The sequence below is a fragment of the Lactobacillus sp. UMNPBX6 genome (assembly GCF_002553975.1).
Classification (GTDB): domain Bacteria; phylum Bacillota; class Bacilli; order Lactobacillales; family Lactobacillaceae; genus Lactobacillus; species Lactobacillus gallinarum.
In genome coordinates this window covers 1-16700 of the sequence record NZ_PCZD01000040.1, presented here as the reverse complement: position 1 = coordinate 16700, position 16700 = coordinate 1, and the positions used below count along the sequence as shown (strand labels likewise).

Below are 16700 nucleotides of genomic sequence, written 5' to 3'. Positions count from 1 at the left end.
GGAACCGTACGTCCGGTGCAATGAGAGGGGCGAGAATTAAACTCCCTCTACTCTATTTATTTAATCCTTGCGCTTTTTAATAGCAAGTCCCATTAAACCAGCTACAGCTGCTAAGCTTAATCCAATTACGCCTAAGTTAGACTTCTTTTCACCAGTTTCTGGAAGAGTGTTGGTGGAAGCAGAGTTATGGTCTGCTTTTGAAGAGGTCAAACTTTGGTTAGTAGGGATATTCTGACCCTTTGGTCCAATATTGTGGTTGTAGTCTTCGCCCTTTGGAACGTAGTTAAAGCTGTAGTCTCTCTTCTTGTTGTGGTCTAAATTTTCACCATTTGGATTATGGTTAGAACTCCATGAGTGATTCTTCTTTGGAGTACGTTTCTTGTGTTTAGGCGTTTTAGTTGGAGTAGGAGTTACAGGCTTATCTGGTTCTGGAGTTGGCTTAGGTTCGGGCTTCTTAGGTTGTGACTTGGGCTCTGGTTTAGGTTCTGGTCCTGGAGTAGGGATAACTACAGCATATGGAACTTGAATACCAATTACGCCATTTTCTGGTAAGTTGGTGATTTCATCATTAGTAAATGGAATTACTTTGATTTTACCATTTTCGCCTTTGACAATTAGAGCTTGTTCACTTTCATGCTTACCAGTGTTATCAGTAATGATAAATTTACCATTAGGATCAATGGTATAACCATCATCTAATTCTTGGTAAAGATCTTTAAATGTAATTGCTTTGAACGAAAGACCATTGTTATTAGTGCTAGTCTTCTTAGCATCAAGTGACCAATTAGTCAATCCTTTTTGGCACCGGTAACCAGATCAACATCTTGGGTTCGAACAAAGTAAAGATCATAGTCTTTAGGTTGGAAACGATCTGGAACAGGTTGACCTTGCTTTGGACCATTTTCGTAGTAGTAAGATACGCGTTCTTTGACTGACTTATATTGGTGATCAGTGCGAACTGCATGGTAAAGGTAAACGTAATAATTCTGATCGTTTGGATTCTCTGTGTTGTCAAAGGACAAATCTTTGCTATTCCATGCATTCACACCGTTGTTACCTTTAAAGTTTTTCTCGCTGAGGTTAAAAGTGAACTCATTGCCTAATGATTTTACATGATTAGATTGTTGCCCCTCAGTAGCCTCTTTATCAAATTGATACCCTAATCCTTTTAAGTATCCGATAACTGATTGAGTTCGATTTGTAACAGTTGTATTAGGGATGCCGTTTTGATAATTTTGAGGATCAGCCAATTTAGAAGCATCGACTTTATTATTAGAATTATGGGTGATTTCAGCATTAGTGTCTTCATCAATATAATGAACAGTGATGTTTTCATGAAGAGTATAAGGTATCCAAACGTTGATTTGAGCAGAACCTTGATTATTGTTTTTAGCAACTAAACTGCTTAAGAAATCAGAAGATGGGGTAATTGCTGAAATACCATTAGAATCAGCAGTAACTTTAAATCCATCCTCAGTACCAATAATATGTACTACACCATTCTTGTTCAGGTAATAGTTATCAGAAATTTGATTCTTAATAATACCGTTATCATATGAGATAGCAGGGAAGGATTGATTGTCTTGGACTGACCAATCTGACCATTTAGTAGAAGTGCCGTTAGGATCCTCAACTAAATCAATGGTTCTTGTTCTGGTATATGAAACTGAAGCTGTGTAGTTAGGGGATGCTGTTTCAGCATTTGCTGGAACTACCGCATTAGGATCACTGATGCCTGTAAAGTTTTGAGCTTTAGGACCAATTTCGTAGTAGCCTTTGATTACTTCATTTACAGTAGCAGTTTGTGCTTGTTTTTCTGTTTTTCTGTAACTATTTCTTTAGGCATAACAGATGCAGTTGTGTCAAACTTGCCATGATCATAATTATTTTTTGCAGTTAATTCGAAAAGACCTTTTCCTTTATTTGATATTTCAAATTTAGATGATGAATCATCAGCAAGCGGTGTTTGATCATAGTTAAAGTTTTGAACTGATCCAAATTGTACGGAATATTTATCCCCCTTTTTTAACATCTTGAAATTCAGGACTAGTAACTTCAACTTTGACCTAACCTTGACCACCGATGACAGAGTGCTTTTGTTGGTCTTCAGTTGAAGTATCATAAATAGTCTCTACCTTAGTAGAATTATCTAAATTCCTTTGAGTTTTATTTTCTGCTAATAATTTAGGATCAGTTAATGAAGGCTGTTTTTTAATCTTTAAAGTAGCAGTTGCTTCATCATTTTTACTTGCAGCAGTTTGTTCATTAGCTGCAGTAGAATTATTTTCTTCCTTTACTTGTTGAGACTGACTAGGTTGATCAACTTTTTCTACATGTTCATCTTGATTTGGAGTTGATTGAGATTGACTATCAACTTCTTCAGTTTTTGCCTCTGAAGTTTGAGTATTATTTTCAACATCAGCATGAACAAGTTGACCATTACTTAAGAAAAAGGTAGTGCCGAGAGCAACAGCAGCTAAACCAACAGATAATTTTCTAAAACCAAATTTTTGCTTACCGTTAAGTTTAGCGTTGAAGCTTAAATCATTTTTATGTTTCATTCCTTAAACTCCTTGTATTTTAGAAATTTGAAAGATTAGATATTAAAAGTTATATAACGTTTATTATCAGCTTTAACACTTTTAGCTTAGCACAAAAAATAACAATGATACTCAATAATTGTAATTCTTTTGTAAAACTAATAATCTGTAAAAAGCGATTCGGCTCACTATAAGAAAATGGTATTAGGAAAATTACTTTTGTTTAATAACAGAGAACAAACAAAAAGAGCAACATCAAGCTGCTCTTTTTATATCAGTAATATGTTATCAATTTTATTTTTGGTTAATTTGAAATCGCCACTGCTGTAACAACAAATGCAGCAAGCATAGCAACTGTAAAACCAACAATTCCTAATAATATATTCAATTCAGTCATCTTCTTCTATATCTGTCATGTTTCTATATGTGGTACATGAATAGTTTAACATAAAAAGAAGATGATGACTCAATTATTTGAAAACGCTTTTATTCTTTTAAATCGACAAAAGGTGCATGACAGAATCTTGCCAAGTCTTCAGGATTTAAGAAAACGCTTCTACCTAATTCACCACTTGAAACGGCAATTTCTTCGTTGCCTTTCATAGAATCATCTAGATAAATAGGTAGTTTTTCTTTGAAGTAAATGCCAATTGGCGTATTAGCTCCATGAATATAGCCAGTAGTTTTAGCTAATTTCTTCAAAGGAAGCATTTCACACTTTTTGTTGCCAGAAACTTTGGCTAATTTTTTCATGCTTAAGTGCTCTGTAATTGGAACAACACCAACTAATGGACCAGTTTTATTTCCTTCACAGACTAACGTTTTGTAGACTAAATGCTCTTTGTCTTCTAGAATAGAAGTGTCCATCTGTGCAACGCCACCTTTATCTTTGGTGACTGCAAATGAAGCTTGACGATATTTGATCTTATTTTGATCTAAGATCTTTTCAACTAAAGTTTTTTCAAGTTTGTTTTTTTTATTCTTTTTCTTTGACATATTTATCACCTTTATCATGATAGCATTGTACAAAGAAAATCCCAAAAGGAGATTACTATAATGAAATTATTAATTATTAAAATCGATACTAGTCAAGAAGTAGAAGATGCTTTAAGCATTTATGCTATGGATAATTTGAATGCCTTAGGCGTTGAATCTAGAAACCGCAGCGATTTTGAACAAGCTGGCTGGCTACATGATTCAACTGTTGTTGATATGGACGATATCAAGGATTTGCCTAAAGATACTTATTTCTACGCATACTTTGATGAAGAAGCAGATAAAGATGAATTGGTTAAAAAGTTCCAAGAAAAGATGCAAGAACTTAAGGGCTATGGTCTTAATATTGGGGATGCCAAAATTACTACCTCTTATATTGAAGACCAAGATTGGAACACGGCTTGGCAAAAGTACTACCATGTGATCAACTTCTCTCGTCACTTGGCTATTGTGCCTAAATGGGAAGACTATAAGCCTGCCTTTAAGGATCAACAATTAATTAAGCTTGATCCAGGTTTGGCCTTTGGTACCGGTAATCACAAGACTACTCAATTAGCAATGATGGGGCTTGAACGCGCAATCGTTAAGAAGCCAATTAGCGTAGTTGATGTAGGTACTGGTTCAGGTATCCTGGCAATCGCTGCTTCAAAACTTGGTGCAACAGACATTTTAGCTACTGATATTTCTGATGAATCAATGACCGCCACAGAACAAAACTCAGCTTTAAATGATATTAAAAATATTCGTGTTCAAAAAACTAGCTTATTAGCAGATGTAAATGGAAAATTTGATATTATCGTGGCTAATATTTTAGCTGAAATTTTACTTGAACTTATTCCGCAAATGGATGCTCACTTAAATGAAGGTGGACAGGTTATCTTCTCAGGAATTGATTACTTACAATTGCCTAAGATTGAAAAAGCATTAGATGAAAATGGTTTTAAGATTGATCTTACCATGAAGCAAGGTCGTTGGGTTGGACTTGCTATCACTAGAAAAGAAAAATAATCGTGGTAAAATATTATCAATTAAATTAAACTTTGATGAGAGGCACGAATTTTTAATGAGAAAAATAGGGGATAAAATTAAGAACATTCCGATAATCAAAAAATTAAACACCTATCAATGGATGCCGCTTATCTGGTGGAGTATTTTAGTGGCAATCTTGCCTTACATTTCAAGTCTTCTTCACGTGTCAATTGTTTGGCGTGAGGGAATATTATTTATGATAATTAATAGTTTGATCGCTTATCATGTTGGTAATTTAATCTTGAAATTAAAGCTTAAAAAATGGTGGCTTTTATTGTTGCCGATCATTTTTTGCTTAGCAATTCTGCCTAAATTTGCTTTATATAATTTAATGTTTGGCTTGATTTATCTAATAATTGAAGCCTTTGGCTTAATGAATAAAAATATTTACCGTTAGAAGGGATGACCAGAATGTCTAAATACATTGAAATGACGCATGATCAAGTGATTGATACTTGTAAAAAGTATATGAATAATGATCAGGTTGCTTTTGTAGAGAAGGCATATGAATTTGCAAATAAAGCACATGCTGGCCAAAAACGGGCATCCGGACAACCTTATATTATTCACCCAACGCAAGTTGCAGGAACTTTGGCTACGCTTGGCCTAGATCCGGATACAATTGCTGCAGGTTTTTTGCATGATACTGTTGAGGATACACCGGTTACCAATGATGAATTAAAGGAAAAATTTGGCGAAGACGTTGCTTTTATTGTTGATGGTGTAACCAAATTAAACAAATATGAGTACAAGTCTCACCAAGAATTTTTAGCAGAAAATCACCGTAAAATGTTAATTGCGATGGCTAAAGATTTGAGAGTAATCATGGTTAAGTTGGCCGATCGTTTGCATAATATGCATACTTTGCAACATTTGCGTCCTGATAAGCAACGCCGGATCGCTTCAGAAACAATGGATATCTATGCACCACTAGCTGATAGATTAGGTATTGGTACTATCAAGTGGGAATTGGAAGATATGAGTTTCCACTACTTAAATCCTGAGGCTTACTACCGCATCGTTAACTTAATGGATGTTAAAAGAAGTCAAAGAGAAAAGTATATCGCTGATACCATTAAGACTCTGAGAAAGACCTTGGATGAATTAGGCATTAAGTATGAAATCTATGGTCGTCCTAAGCATATTTACTCCATTTATAAAAAGATGGTTAATAAGCATAAGGATTTTGATGAAATCTACGATTTGCTTGCTGTCCGAGTAATTGTGAAAAATGTCCGTGATTGTTATGCTGTTTTAGGTGCTGTGCATACAGAATGGAAGCCAATGCCCGGGCGTTTTAAAGATTATATTGCTATGCCAAAGGTTAACGGCTATCAATCCTTGCATACAACTATCATTGGACCTGGCGGTCGTCCACTAGAAATTCAGATTAGAACTGAACAAATGCATGAGGTTGCTGAATACGGTGTTGCCGCACACTGGGCATACAAACGTGGTAACTTCACTGGTGTGCAAGAAAGCTCTTCTGGTGAAAAGCTAGACATGGTTCGTGAAATTCTTGAATTGAAGGATGAAACTAAAGATGCCGGCGAATTCATGAAGTCAGTTAAGAGTGATATCTTCTCTGACCGTGTTTACGTCTTCACACCAAAGGGTGAAGTTTACGAATTGCCAAAGGGTTCTGTAACTTTGGACTTTGCATACGCAATTCACACCCAAGTAGGTAGCCATGCGGTTGGTGCCAAAGTAAATAACAAGTTGGTTCCACTTGACTACAAGTTGAGAAACGGTGACGTCATTGAAATTATGACGCAAACTAATGCCACTCCTTCACGTGACTGGGCCGATATGGTTAAGACCTCAAGAGCACGTAACAAGATCCGTCGTTACTTCAGAGGCCAAGACCGTGAAGAAAGCACCACTCACGGTGAACAAATGGTAGCTAATATGATTCGTGAAGAAGGACTTGCTCCTAAAGACTTCATGGATAAAGAGCACGTTGAAAAATTGTTGGATCACTTTAACTACCATACTGAGGAAGAATTGTATGCTGCAGTTGGTTTTGGTGATTTATCAGCTCAAGCCGTTGTTAACCGTTTGACCGTTGACTTACGTCGTGAAGACGAAAAGCAAAAGCAAAAAGAATTAGAAGAAAAGATCCTTAATTCTGGTCAGCAGTCTATTCAAGATGAGCAACCAAAGAAAAACTCTAGTTCTACAATGAAGGTCAAGCATAAGAATGGCGTCATGATTCAAGGCGTTAGTGATTTGATGCTTCATTTAGCTAAATGTTGTAACCCTGTTCCTGGTGACAAGATCATCGGTTATGTTACTAAAGGCCGCGGAGTGACTATCCATAGAACCGATTGTAGAAATATTACTAAGGAAGCAGAAGAGCAAGGCCGTTTAATTGATGTTGAATGGGAGAATGTTGAAGAAAACAGCGTTCAATCATTTAATGCGAATATCGAAGTCTTTGGCTACAATCGTTCTAACTTGCTCAGTGATGTAATTAATAAGTTGAATTCACTTACTAAGAATATTAATAATATTTCAGGTAAGGTTAATGAAGACAACATTACTCATATGTATGTGACAGTTGCAGTTAAGAATTCACAGCAGCTTGATGAGATTTTAAGCAAGTTGCGTGATATTCCAGATGTTTATGAAACTAAGAGGTCAGATAATTAATGCGAGTTGTAATTCAGAGAGTTAACCATGCTCAAGTAAATATCGACGGTAAAACCGTTGGTAAAATTGGCAAGGGTTTTATGTTATTAGTCGGCATCAAAAATGGGGATGAACTTCCAGTTGTGAAAAAAGCAGCTGATAAGATTGCCAAGATGCGTATTTTTGAAGATGAAAATGGTAAGACTAATTTATCTTTGAAAGATGTTGGCGGTGAAATTTTGAGTGTTAGTCAATTTACGCTAATGGCTAACACTAAGAAGGGTAACCGTCCTAGCTTTGTCGATGCTATGCGTCCACCTAAGTCTAAGGAATTGTGGGAAGATTTCAATAAAGAGCTTGAAGCTGATGGCTTTCATGTTGAGACCGGTGAATTTGGAGCAGACATGCAAGTTGAACTTGAGAATGATGGGCCATTCACCATTGTGCTAGATCTTTAGTAAAAATAAATAATATAAAAGGATTGATTATTTCGGTGTTAAACGGAATAAATCAATCCTTTTTTTAATAATGCAGCTGCTTTTTCTTTTTTCTAATATTGTTTGGAGTTTGACCAAACTTCTCTTGGAATTTTTTGTAGAAGAAAGTTTGATTACTAATTCCTACTTCATGGCTGATCGTTAAAATGGTTTTATTGCTAATATTAATCAAATTATATGCAACGAGTAAACGCTGGTCAGTTAAAGCCTTAGAGAATGAAATGCCGGTTTCTTTTTTAAAAGTGGAACCTAGGTAAGAGCGATTATGGTTTGTTTGTCTAGCTAAATTATTCAGGGAAATATTTTGATAGTTTTGCGTGATTTCCTTAATCATATCTGAGACTAAATGTGAAATGTTTTTGCCGATCATTGTTCCAGAATATAGGCTGGTGTTTCGTGAAAGAGGGATGAGGAAACTATCGAGATAACTCTTGATTAGATCGTCTGAAGATCGTCTGAAAATTCTCCTGGTTGGAAATATTCTTCGATGATTAAATCCGCAAGATTTTGAAGCTGAGACTCAGTTTGAGTGGAGCGATAAATAAGGTACTTATTAAATTGGTCATTAGATAATAAAAATTTGGAGTGAATATTGGCATTTTTGCTAGAATTTATGATCTTTCCTAAAGAAGAATCAATTTTATTTCTAAGCAAAATATTAATTAAAATGTCGTTATCTGCTAAAGCTTTGATTGAATGAGGCGTACCTACATCGATTACTAAAATATCTCCTTGAGATAGAGTTACCGGATGGCTGCCAACTATTTCATGAGAGCAATAATTAATTTCTAAAAAATCAGGCGTAAAAATGGGGATACGATCTTTGTTATCGCTATTTTTTACAATTGATTTTTGACCATAATCAGGAATAAATTTATGATCTTTTTTTGCAACGCTTCCGTTTTATTTAAGGCTAAAAATTCGTGTATTAAATCTTCATTCATATAGGCACCTATCATTCTGTTACTGATTGTTAGTATATTTGTTATTGTAAGCGATGTCAATTTTGGGTATAAATAAGCTTGTAAGGTTTGATTCGAAATCTCTAATTCAGAAATCGAAATTAATAAATGACTATTAAATAGAATTAAGAGGCAAAAATTATGAAAATTAAAGCAGCTGTTGTAGAAAAAATGGGCGATCCTTTTGTAATCAAAGATGATATTGAACTACATGATGTTGGTCCAACAGATGTCCAAGTTCATATGGTTGCCAGTGGTATTTGTCACTCAGACGAAGCCATTAGAAAAGGTGATGCTTCACTTGGCTATCCTGTAATTCTAGGTCACGAAGGTGCCGGAATTGTTGAAAAAGTTGGTTCTGAATTGCAAAACTTAAAACCAGGTGACCACGTAGTAATGGCCTTCTACGCAGATGGTCTTTGTGATAAGTGTCTTGAAGGTATTCTCCAACTCAATGTCGTAATTATGCTAAATATAACTTATCAGGCACTCGTTTTGACGGTGATGACCAATTCCAAGAAAATGGCAAACATATTTCAGACATGTTCAATCAATCATCATTTACCACTACTACGGTTACTAACCAAAGAAACTGCGTTAAGGTTGATGACGATGTTGACCTTCGCAAGGCCGGTCCTTTAGGTTGTGGTTACATTACCGGTTCAGGTACTGTTTTCAATACTTTGAAGCCTCGTCCAGGTCAAACAATTGCTGTCTTTGGTACTGGTGCCGTAGGTCTTGCAGCTATGATGGCTGGTAGAATTTCTGGCTGTACTAGAGTAATTGCAGTGGATATCGTGCCTTCACGTTTGGAATTAGCCAAAGAATTAGGTGCAACTGCTGCTATTAACTCTAAAGAAGAAGATCCTGTAGAAAAGATTAAGGAATTAACTGATGGCTATGGTGTAGACTACACCGTTGATACTACTGGTTTGCCAGCAGTTATGAAGCAAGGAATTGATTCACTTGCACAAGGTAGTAATGAAGCTGCGATTGCTGTTACTCCACACAACATTGAATTCTCAACCTGGAATGATCTTTGCACAAGTGACCGTAAGGTTGTTGGTATCAACATGGGGGATGCAATTCCCCAAATCGATGTTCCAAGATTGCTTAAATTCAATAAGCTTGGCATGTTTGATTATGAAAAGACTGAGAGGTTCTATGACTTTGAAGATATTAGTACTGCCGATGGTGATTCAGTATCAGGCAAGACTATCAAGCCTGTTTTGATCATTGATAAAGACTATAAGCCTGAAAAATAAATTGTCATAAAAGTTATCGATAATTGCCAGTGTAAAAATCAGCTGTATGGGTTGACTTATTGCACTAAAAAATATAAGCTATAAAAGAATTATCGATGACAAAGAATGAAGATTAGCAATGATCTATTGAAAGAGACTGCTTGTGTTGGTGAAAGAGCAGATAGATCGCAGTCTGTGACACCTTTACCAGATAATGGATCGTTTTGCGAGCGTTAATCGTAGTAACCAATAAGGTGGTACCGTGCTAATCTAAGCGCCCTTGATTTATTTCAAGGGTGCTTTTTTATTTTTTAACAGGATATCAAAATATACAAAGGATGATTAAATGAGAGTACAAAAACCAAAAGGTACAGTGGACATCTTGCCTGAACAATCTGGTTCATGGCAAAAAGTCGAAGAAACTGCTAGAAACTTTTTCAATCGTGCAAATTATCGCGAGATTCGTACACCAAGTTTTGAAAACTATGAGATTTTTTCTCGTTCAAGTGGTGATAGTTCAGAAATCGTAGAAAAGCAAATGTACGATTTTAACGATAAAGGTGGTCGTCATATTGCACTTCGCCCTGAAGGAACTGCTGGTGTAGTACGTGCGTACGTTGAAGATAAGATGTATGCACCTGAAGTTGTTAAGCCATTTAACGTTTTCTACATGGAATCAACTTTCAGATATGAAAGGCCTCAAGCTGGTCGTCAACGTGAATTCCACCAAATTGGTGTGGAAAGCTTTGGTTCAAGCAACCCATTAGCTGATGTTCAAACTATCATGATGGGTCACGATTTATTGGCTGAACTTGGCGTTAAGAACTACCAATTGCATATTAATACTTTGGGAAATGAGCAAGTTCGTAAAGATTATCACGATGCATTAGTAAATTACTTCACTCCAGTTAAGGATGAATTATCTGAAGATTCTCAAAGAAGATTACGTGATAATCCTCTTCGTATCTTGGATTCTAAGGATGATCGTGATAAGAAGTTCTTACCAGATGCACCTAAGATTCGTGATTTCTTGGATGATAATTCTAAGGCTAACTTTGAATCAATCTTGAAGATGCTTGATCAATTAGGTATTGATTATGTGATTGATGATGATTTGGTTCGTGGTCTTGATTATTACACTGGCGTTATTTTCGAGTTCATGGTTGAAGATAAGAGTCTTTGGGAATCAGCAACTACCATTTTGGGTGGTGGTCGTTACGATCATTTGGTTGAAGAATTCAATGGTCCACAAACTCCAGCTGTAGGTTTTGGTATTGGTGAAGAAAGATTAATGCTTGTTCTTGAAAAGCAAAATCCAGCTTTGTTTGAAAATAAAGGCATTGATTTCTTCATTACTAATATCGGTGATGGCACTGCTCAAAAGGCTATCGAAATTGCTAGAAGCTTGCGTAAGCAAGGCTTTGAAGCTGATTTTGATGTTAACCAGAAGAAGCTTAAGGGCCAATTCAAGAAGGCTGACCGTGAAGGTGCCAAGTATGTAATCACTTTAGGTGAAAAAGAACTTGAAAATGGCATCTTGAATGTTAAGCGTTTAGCTGACGGTAAGACCATTGATCTTAGCCTTGAAGATATTAATGATATGAATAAAGTAATGAAAGAATTAAAGGACTAGTAATAATGGAAAAAATCGAAAAAAGAACAGATTATTGTGGCAATATTACTGAAAAATATATTGGTGAAAATGTAAACCTTTATGGTTGGGTACAACGTGTACGTAACCTTGGTAACTTGGTATTTATCGATTTACGTGACCGTGCAGGTATCGTACAAATCGTTGTTAACAAGGACTCTGGTAAGAAGTTAATGGACATTGCAGACTCACTTGGTAATGAATACGTACTTCAAGTTAAGGGTAAGGTAGTTAAGCGTTCAGAAGTAAATCCTGACATGAAGACTGGTCAAGTTGAAGTTGACGCAACTGATATTATTGTTTTGAACAAGGCTAAGAACCCTCCATTTGAAATTAAGAATGGCGTTGAAATTTCAGAACAAACTAGATTGAAGTATCGTTACCTTGACCTTCGTCGTCCAGAAGTTCAACAAGCTATTATCTTACGTTCAAAAATTTTGCGTGCTACTCACGAATTCTTTGATGAAAATGGCTTTATCGATATTGAAACTCCAATTTTAGGTAAGTCATCTCCAGAAGGTGCGCGTGACTACTTAGTTCCATCAAGAATTTACCCAGGTAGCTTCTACGCACTTCCACAATCACCACAATTGTTCAAGCAATTGCTCATGGGTGCTGGCTTTGACAAGTACTACCAATTGGCTCGTTGTTTCCGTGACGAAGACCTTCGTGGTGACCGTCAACCAGAATTTACTCAAATCGATATGGAAATGTCATTTGCAGACGAAGAAACTATTCAAGGTTACACTGAAGGTCTTTTGAAGAAGATTATGAAGGACGTTAAGGGCATCGACCTTAAGACTCCAATTAAGCGTATTTCATGGACCGATTCAATGAACAAGTACGGTTGTGATAAGCCTGATACTCGTTACGGTATGCTTATTCATGACTTGAGCCCAATCTTTAAGGACAGCGACTTCAAAGTCTTCTCAGGTGCAATCACTGATGGCGGTTTTGTTAAGGGTATCGCTGTTAAGAATGGTGCTAAGGAATACTCACGTAAGAAAATCGACCAAAAGGCAGAATTCATCAAGCGTTTCCATGCAAAGGGCTTAGCTTGGGTTAAGTTTGAAGGTGGCGAATTCTCAGGTCCTGTTGCTCGTTTCTTAACTGACGAAAACAAGGAAGCTTTGAAGAAAGAATTCGATCTTGAAGGCGGAGAATTAGTTGTATTCATCGCTGATAAGTGGAAGGTCTGCTGTGACAGTTTGAACCACCTTCGTCGTGAATTTGCTAAGGAAACTGGCATTATTCCAAAGGGCGTTTACGACTTTGTTTGGGTTGTTGACTGGCCATTATTCGAATACGATGAAGGTCTTGGTCGTTGGGTAGCAGCTCACCACCCATTCACTATGCCAGACGACAAGGGCGTAGAACTTTTGACTACTGAACCACACAAGGCACATGCTCGTAGTTACGATATCGTAATGAACGGTGACGAAATGGGTGGTGGATCAATCCGTATCCACAAGCGTTCAATCCAAGAAAACATGTTCAAGGCATTAGGCTTTACTGAAAAGCGTGCTTATGAACAATTCGGTTACTTGCTTGACGCCTTAGACATGGGCTTCCCACCTCACGCAGGTTTGGCAATCGGTCTTGACAGATTCGCTATGATGCTTGCTGATAAGGACAACATCCGTGACGTATTGGCATTCCCTAAGAATGCTAGTGCTTCAGAACCTATGATGCACGCTCCAGCTCCAGTTGCAGATCAACAATTGAATGACTTGGGTATTGAAGTTGAAGCTAAGTATGAAGATAGTGTCAAGGCAGCTGAAAAGCGTCTTGAAGATTTAGCCGCTGAAGATGCTAAAGAAAACTCAACTTGGAATAAGTAGAATAAAAGACAAATAAAAAAGAGCGATCGTTGGATCGCTCTTTTTTAGTATGGATTTATAAGTTATTAACAAAGTTAGTAATTCGACGAAGACTTTCTTGTAATTGCTCAGTTGATGAAGCGTAGGAAAGTCGAACGTATCCCTCGCCACCTTTACCAAAGTAACGGCCAGGGGTAACACCAACTTTTGCTTTTTGAGCTAATTCATATGCAAAGGTTTCATCATCAGTACCATATTTTTCAGGAATCTTGGCAAAGATGTAAAATGCACCCTGTGGAGTGGCCATTTCAAAGCCTAACTTCTCCAAACCAGTTTGCATAAATTGCAAGCGACTTTCATAAATCTTGCGTGATTGAATTGGATTATCTTGGCCATTATTTAAAGCTTCTACAGCGGCCATTTGAACATTGTCTGTTACTGAGGTTACTAAAAAGGCATTGATTTTGCGAATGCTTTGCATGATTTGCTTTGGACCAGCAATATAACCTAAACGCCAACCAGTCATTGCATATGCCTTAGATAAACCTGAAATAAGGATGTTGTGCTCAGGAATATATTCTGAAAGTGAATGGTGTTCTGCATTGCCGTAAACTAATTCAGCGTAGATTTCATCAGTGACAGAGAAGATCTTATATTCTTTAATAACTTCAGCTAAAGCCTTCAATGTCTCTGCTGGGTAAACACGGCCGGTTGGATTAGATGGATCAGTTAAGATGATTGCTTTTGCGCCTTTACCACGACCCTCTAAAACATGACGCAAATGTTCAGGGGTTAAAATAAAGCCATCTTTCTTAGTATCAATCTGAACAGGGATTGCACCAGTCATCTTAATTAATTGGAAATATAATGCCCATACAGGAGTAGGTACTAAAATCTTATCACCAGGATTTAACAAGGTCATAAATACATCGTTTAAAGCACCAGTAGCTCCGACAGTAACGCAAATTTCGCTTTTTGGATCATAATGAACACCGATTGAACGGTCAAGATAGTTGCTGATGGCGTCAAGAAGTTCCGGCTTTCCGGCTTGAGGAGCATAGTGCGAATCATCAGCTTGAATATCAGCGATGGCCGCTTGCTTAACATGTTCAGGTGTAGCAAGGTCAGGCTCACCGATAGTTAATTTGATAATACTAGGGATACCTGAAACCTTTTGATCAAATGCCCGAATTTTTGAAGCAGATAAATTATTAAGTCTTTTGTTAATAATTGAATTTAAATCATTAGATAAATTTGGCATATATGAAGTTCCTTTCTGTATTACTTAAATTTTATAGGACCAATTTATATATGACAACCTTTTTATATGCAAATTAAAAAAGAAATGAACCTAGTCATTTCTTTGAATGCTCCAAAATTTGGTTTGGATTAATATAGATCGTTTTTTTGGTAGATAAATCTTTTAATCTTAATGGTGAATAAGGAATCATTTTGCTAATTTGAGGCTTTTTAAGAAAAATCGGTTCGTCAACTACTTTAATTGTTTTAACCTTGGGATATGAAGTTGCTTGTTTATTAAAACTACAGGATGAAAGGGTAATCAATAATAGACAAGAAACTATTATCTTTGCTATGAATCTCACTTTTTTATTTTATCCTCCAAAATCTAACCCCTATAAATTATTCTACTATTTTCTGGAATGAGATAAAATGAAAACGAATGATTTTAGAAGAGGAACAAAAGAAATGACACGAATAACAGTTTATTTAACAGGCGGAATTGCGGCTTATAAAGCTGTTCAAGTCGTTCGTAATTTAGAAAAACAAGGGCATGATGTTTGGGTAGTGATGACCAAAAATGCAGAGCATTTTGTAACGACTAATACTTTGGCAGCTTTAACAAAATATCCGGTTTTAGATGATTTATGGGAAAAAGAAAATGAGGCTAGCATTCCTCATGTGCACTTAGCGCGTTGGAGTCAATTAGCTTTGGTTGTCCCTGCAACAGCAAACTTTATCAGTAAAATGGCTAATGGAATTGCAGATGATGCAGCTAGTACAACTATTTTGGCAACAAAAGCACCTAAATTAGTTGTGCCTGCTATGAATGATCAAATGTGGAATAATCCTGCAACCAAGCGCAATGTATCACTTTTAAAAAGAGATGGCGTTCATGTAATGGAACCAGCCACAGGGATGCTTGCTGAAGGTTATGTTGCTAAAGGCAGAATGCCTGAACCTGAAGAAATTACAGCTTGGGTAGAGAATATCTTGAATCAAAATAAGATCCTGAAAAATAAAACAGTCATAGTAACAGCTGGTGGAACACAAGAGGCAATCGATCCAGTTCGTTTTATTGGCAATCGTTCAAGTGGAAAAATGGGGATTGCTATAGCCCAAGAAGCAGCAGATGCTGGTGCACAAGTAAAGTTGATTTATGGCAATGTTTCAGTTGAACTACCTAAGGCAGGCAATATTGAATTGATTCATGCAGCAAGTAGTGAAGAGATGTTAACTGCAGTGAAGAGAGAATTTGAGCAGGGGGATGCTTTGGTTATGGCTGCAGCGGTAGCAGATTGGCGAATGGCAAAGGTGGCCGACCATAAATTAAAGAAAGATCCTGAGCAAAATACTTTATCTTTAACTCTAGTAAAAACTAAGGATATTTTGCGTGAAGTCGCGCGTCATAAAAAGGCAAATCAAGTAGTAGTTGGCTTTGCAGCGGAAACGAATGATTTACTTAAAAACGCACAAAAGAAATTAATGAGTAAGGGTGCAGATATGATTGTAGCCAATGATGTTTCGAAGAATGTTTTTGGTAATGATCAAGACCAAGTCGTTATTTTAGAGCAAAACAATACAAGGATAGATAAATGGCCATTGATGTCTAAGCAGGCAATTGCGAAGGGTTTAATAAAAAAGATCGCCGATAAGCTCAAATAATATTCATATACACATTATTTTGAAGGATAATGTAACACTTTTGTAAAATAACGCATGAAATTATGCGCAAGTGCTTTAGATGCCTACTTTTTAGCTGGTAAAAATAATATCTCAAAAATAACATCTTAATTTACTAGATTGTTTAAATATTTAAAAATAGTATTATAGGTTGTGGGAATTAAGAGACTGAAGAGAAAGAGTTGATGAAACGTAAATCAGCTCTTTCTTTTTTTATAACTATATTTGTATATTATATATACTTTAGCTAAACAAATAATAAAGCTATAATAGTTGCTTTATTATTTGTTTAAGCTGAAGAAAAAGATGGAGACTGTAAAATAGTTTGTGTAAGGATGAATGATTCCTTAAATTTATTTCTTTAAACATTAGAAAAAGGAGTTCCTTTCTCGTATGATTGGTTTGAAC

Annotated in this window: 14 protein-coding genes and 1 pseudogene; 8 read left to right on the top strand and 7 right to left on the bottom strand. The window is 36.4% G+C overall.

Annotated elements, in window-relative coordinates:
- Positions 1 to 60: 60 nt before the first annotated feature.
- From CP357_RS07265 to CP357_RS07240, 5 genes are all read right to left on the bottom strand, one after another.
- Entirely contained in the window at positions 61 to 792 is a 732-nt protein-coding gene (locus CP357_RS07265; protein ID WP_098036938.1) for an LPXTG cell wall anchor domain-containing protein, read from the bottom strand.
- Complete coding sequence (locus tag CP357_RS07260; RefSeq protein ID WP_025005807.1) at positions 789 to 1250, bottom strand: hypothetical protein; 462 nt, start codon at positions 1248 to 1250, stop codon at positions 789 to 791. The genes CP357_RS07265 and CP357_RS07260 overlap by 4 nt, the downstream gene beginning before the upstream one ends.
- Positions 1251 to 1789: 539 nt before the next feature.
- Positions 1790 to 2032, bottom strand: a complete 243-nt coding sequence (locus tag CP357_RS07255; RefSeq protein WP_143468448.1) for a hypothetical protein — start codon at positions 2030 to 2032, stop codon at positions 1790 to 1792.
- A gap of 34 nt (positions 2033 to 2066) precedes the next feature.
- The gene (locus tag CP357_RS10580; RefSeq protein WP_233187232.1) at positions 2067 to 2561 is read right to left on the bottom strand and encodes a YSIRK-type signal peptide-containing protein; all 495 of its coding nucleotides are present in this window, start codon (positions 2559 to 2561) and stop codon (positions 2067 to 2069) included.
- A 465-nt stretch (positions 2562 to 3026) separates the two neighbouring features.
- A complete protein-coding gene (locus tag CP357_RS07240) occupies positions 3027 to 3536 on the bottom strand; it encodes an aminoacyl-tRNA deacylase (protein WP_025005811.1) in 510 nt (169 codons plus the stop codon).
- Positions 3537 to 3596: 60 nt separating this feature from the next.
- Between CP357_RS07240 and prmA the strand changes: the two genes are divergently transcribed.
- The 4 genes from prmA to dtd are packed head-to-tail and all read left to right on the top strand — an operon-like array spanning position 3597 to position 7654.
- On the top strand, positions 3597 to 4544 hold the full coding sequence (gene prmA, locus CP357_RS07235; RefSeq protein ID WP_098036936.1) for a 50S ribosomal protein L11 methyltransferase: 948 nt from the start codon (positions 3597 to 3599) through the stop codon (positions 4542 to 4544).
- 55 nt (positions 4545 to 4599) lie between these two features.
- Positions 4600 to 4962, top strand: coding sequence for a hypothetical protein (locus CP357_RS07230; protein ID WP_025005813.1), 363 nt, complete (start codon positions 4600 to 4602; stop codon positions 4960 to 4962).
- Between the two features lie 14 nt (positions 4963 to 4976).
- Positions 4977 to 7217 carry a bifunctional (p)ppGpp synthetase/guanosine-3',5'-bis(diphosphate) 3'-pyrophosphohydrolase gene (locus CP357_RS07225; protein WP_098036935.1) on the top strand — a complete coding sequence of 747 codons (2241 nt, stop codon included), beginning with the start codon at positions 4977 to 4979 and terminating at the stop codon, positions 7215 to 7217.
- Entirely contained in the window at positions 7217 to 7654 is a 438-nt protein-coding gene (dtd, locus tag CP357_RS07220) for a D-aminoacyl-tRNA deacylase (RefSeq protein WP_025005814.1), read from the top strand. Before CP357_RS07225 ends, dtd begins: the two co-directional genes overlap by 1 nt.
- A gap of 64 nt (positions 7655 to 7718) precedes the next feature.
- On the opposite strand, the gene CP357_RS07215 is transcribed toward dtd, so the two are convergent.
- The gene (locus CP357_RS07215; protein WP_158227260.1) at positions 7719 to 8027 is read right to left on the bottom strand and encodes an AraC family transcriptional regulator; all 309 of its coding nucleotides are present in this window, start codon (positions 8025 to 8027) and stop codon (positions 7719 to 7721) included.
- Between the two features lie 769 nt (positions 8028 to 8796).
- On the opposite strand from CP357_RS07215, the pseudogene CP357_RS07210 reads away from it, so the two are divergent.
- The 3 genes and pseudogenes from CP357_RS07210 (at position 8797) to aspS (ending at position 13391) form a co-directional block, all read left to right on the top strand.
- Positions 8797 to 9920, top strand: a pseudogene (locus CP357_RS07210) (NAD(P)-dependent alcohol dehydrogenase).
- 325 nt (positions 9921 to 10245) lie between these two features.
- Positions 10246 to 11532: a histidine--tRNA ligase gene (hisS, locus tag CP357_RS07205; protein ID WP_098036933.1), complete on the top strand. Its 1287-nt coding sequence runs from the start codon at positions 10246 to 10248 to the stop codon at positions 11530 to 11532.
- A 5-nt stretch (positions 11533 to 11537) separates the two neighbouring features.
- The gene (gene aspS / locus CP357_RS07200; protein WP_025005816.1) at positions 11538 to 13391 is read left to right on the top strand and encodes an aspartate--tRNA ligase; all 1854 of its coding nucleotides are present in this window, start codon (positions 11538 to 11540) and stop codon (positions 13389 to 13391) included.
- 55 nt (positions 13392 to 13446) lie between these two features.
- Here the strand turns inward: aspS and CP357_RS07195 are convergent, their stop codons facing one another.
- Positions 13447 to 14631 carry an aminotransferase class I/II-fold pyridoxal phosphate-dependent enzyme gene (locus tag CP357_RS07195; protein WP_098036932.1) on the bottom strand — a complete coding sequence of 395 codons (1185 nt, stop codon included), beginning with the start codon at positions 14629 to 14631 and terminating at the stop codon, positions 13447 to 13449.
- A gap of 446 nt (positions 14632 to 15077) precedes the next feature.
- Here CP357_RS07195 and coaBC point away from each other — a divergent pair, with 446 nt between their 5' ends.
- Positions 15078 to 16274 carry a bifunctional phosphopantothenoylcysteine decarboxylase/phosphopantothenate--cysteine ligase CoaBC gene (gene coaBC / locus CP357_RS07185; protein WP_056945428.1) on the top strand — a complete coding sequence of 399 codons (1197 nt, stop codon included), beginning with the start codon at positions 15078 to 15080 and terminating at the stop codon, positions 16272 to 16274.
- The last annotated feature ends 426 nt before the right edge of the window (positions 16275 to 16700 follow it).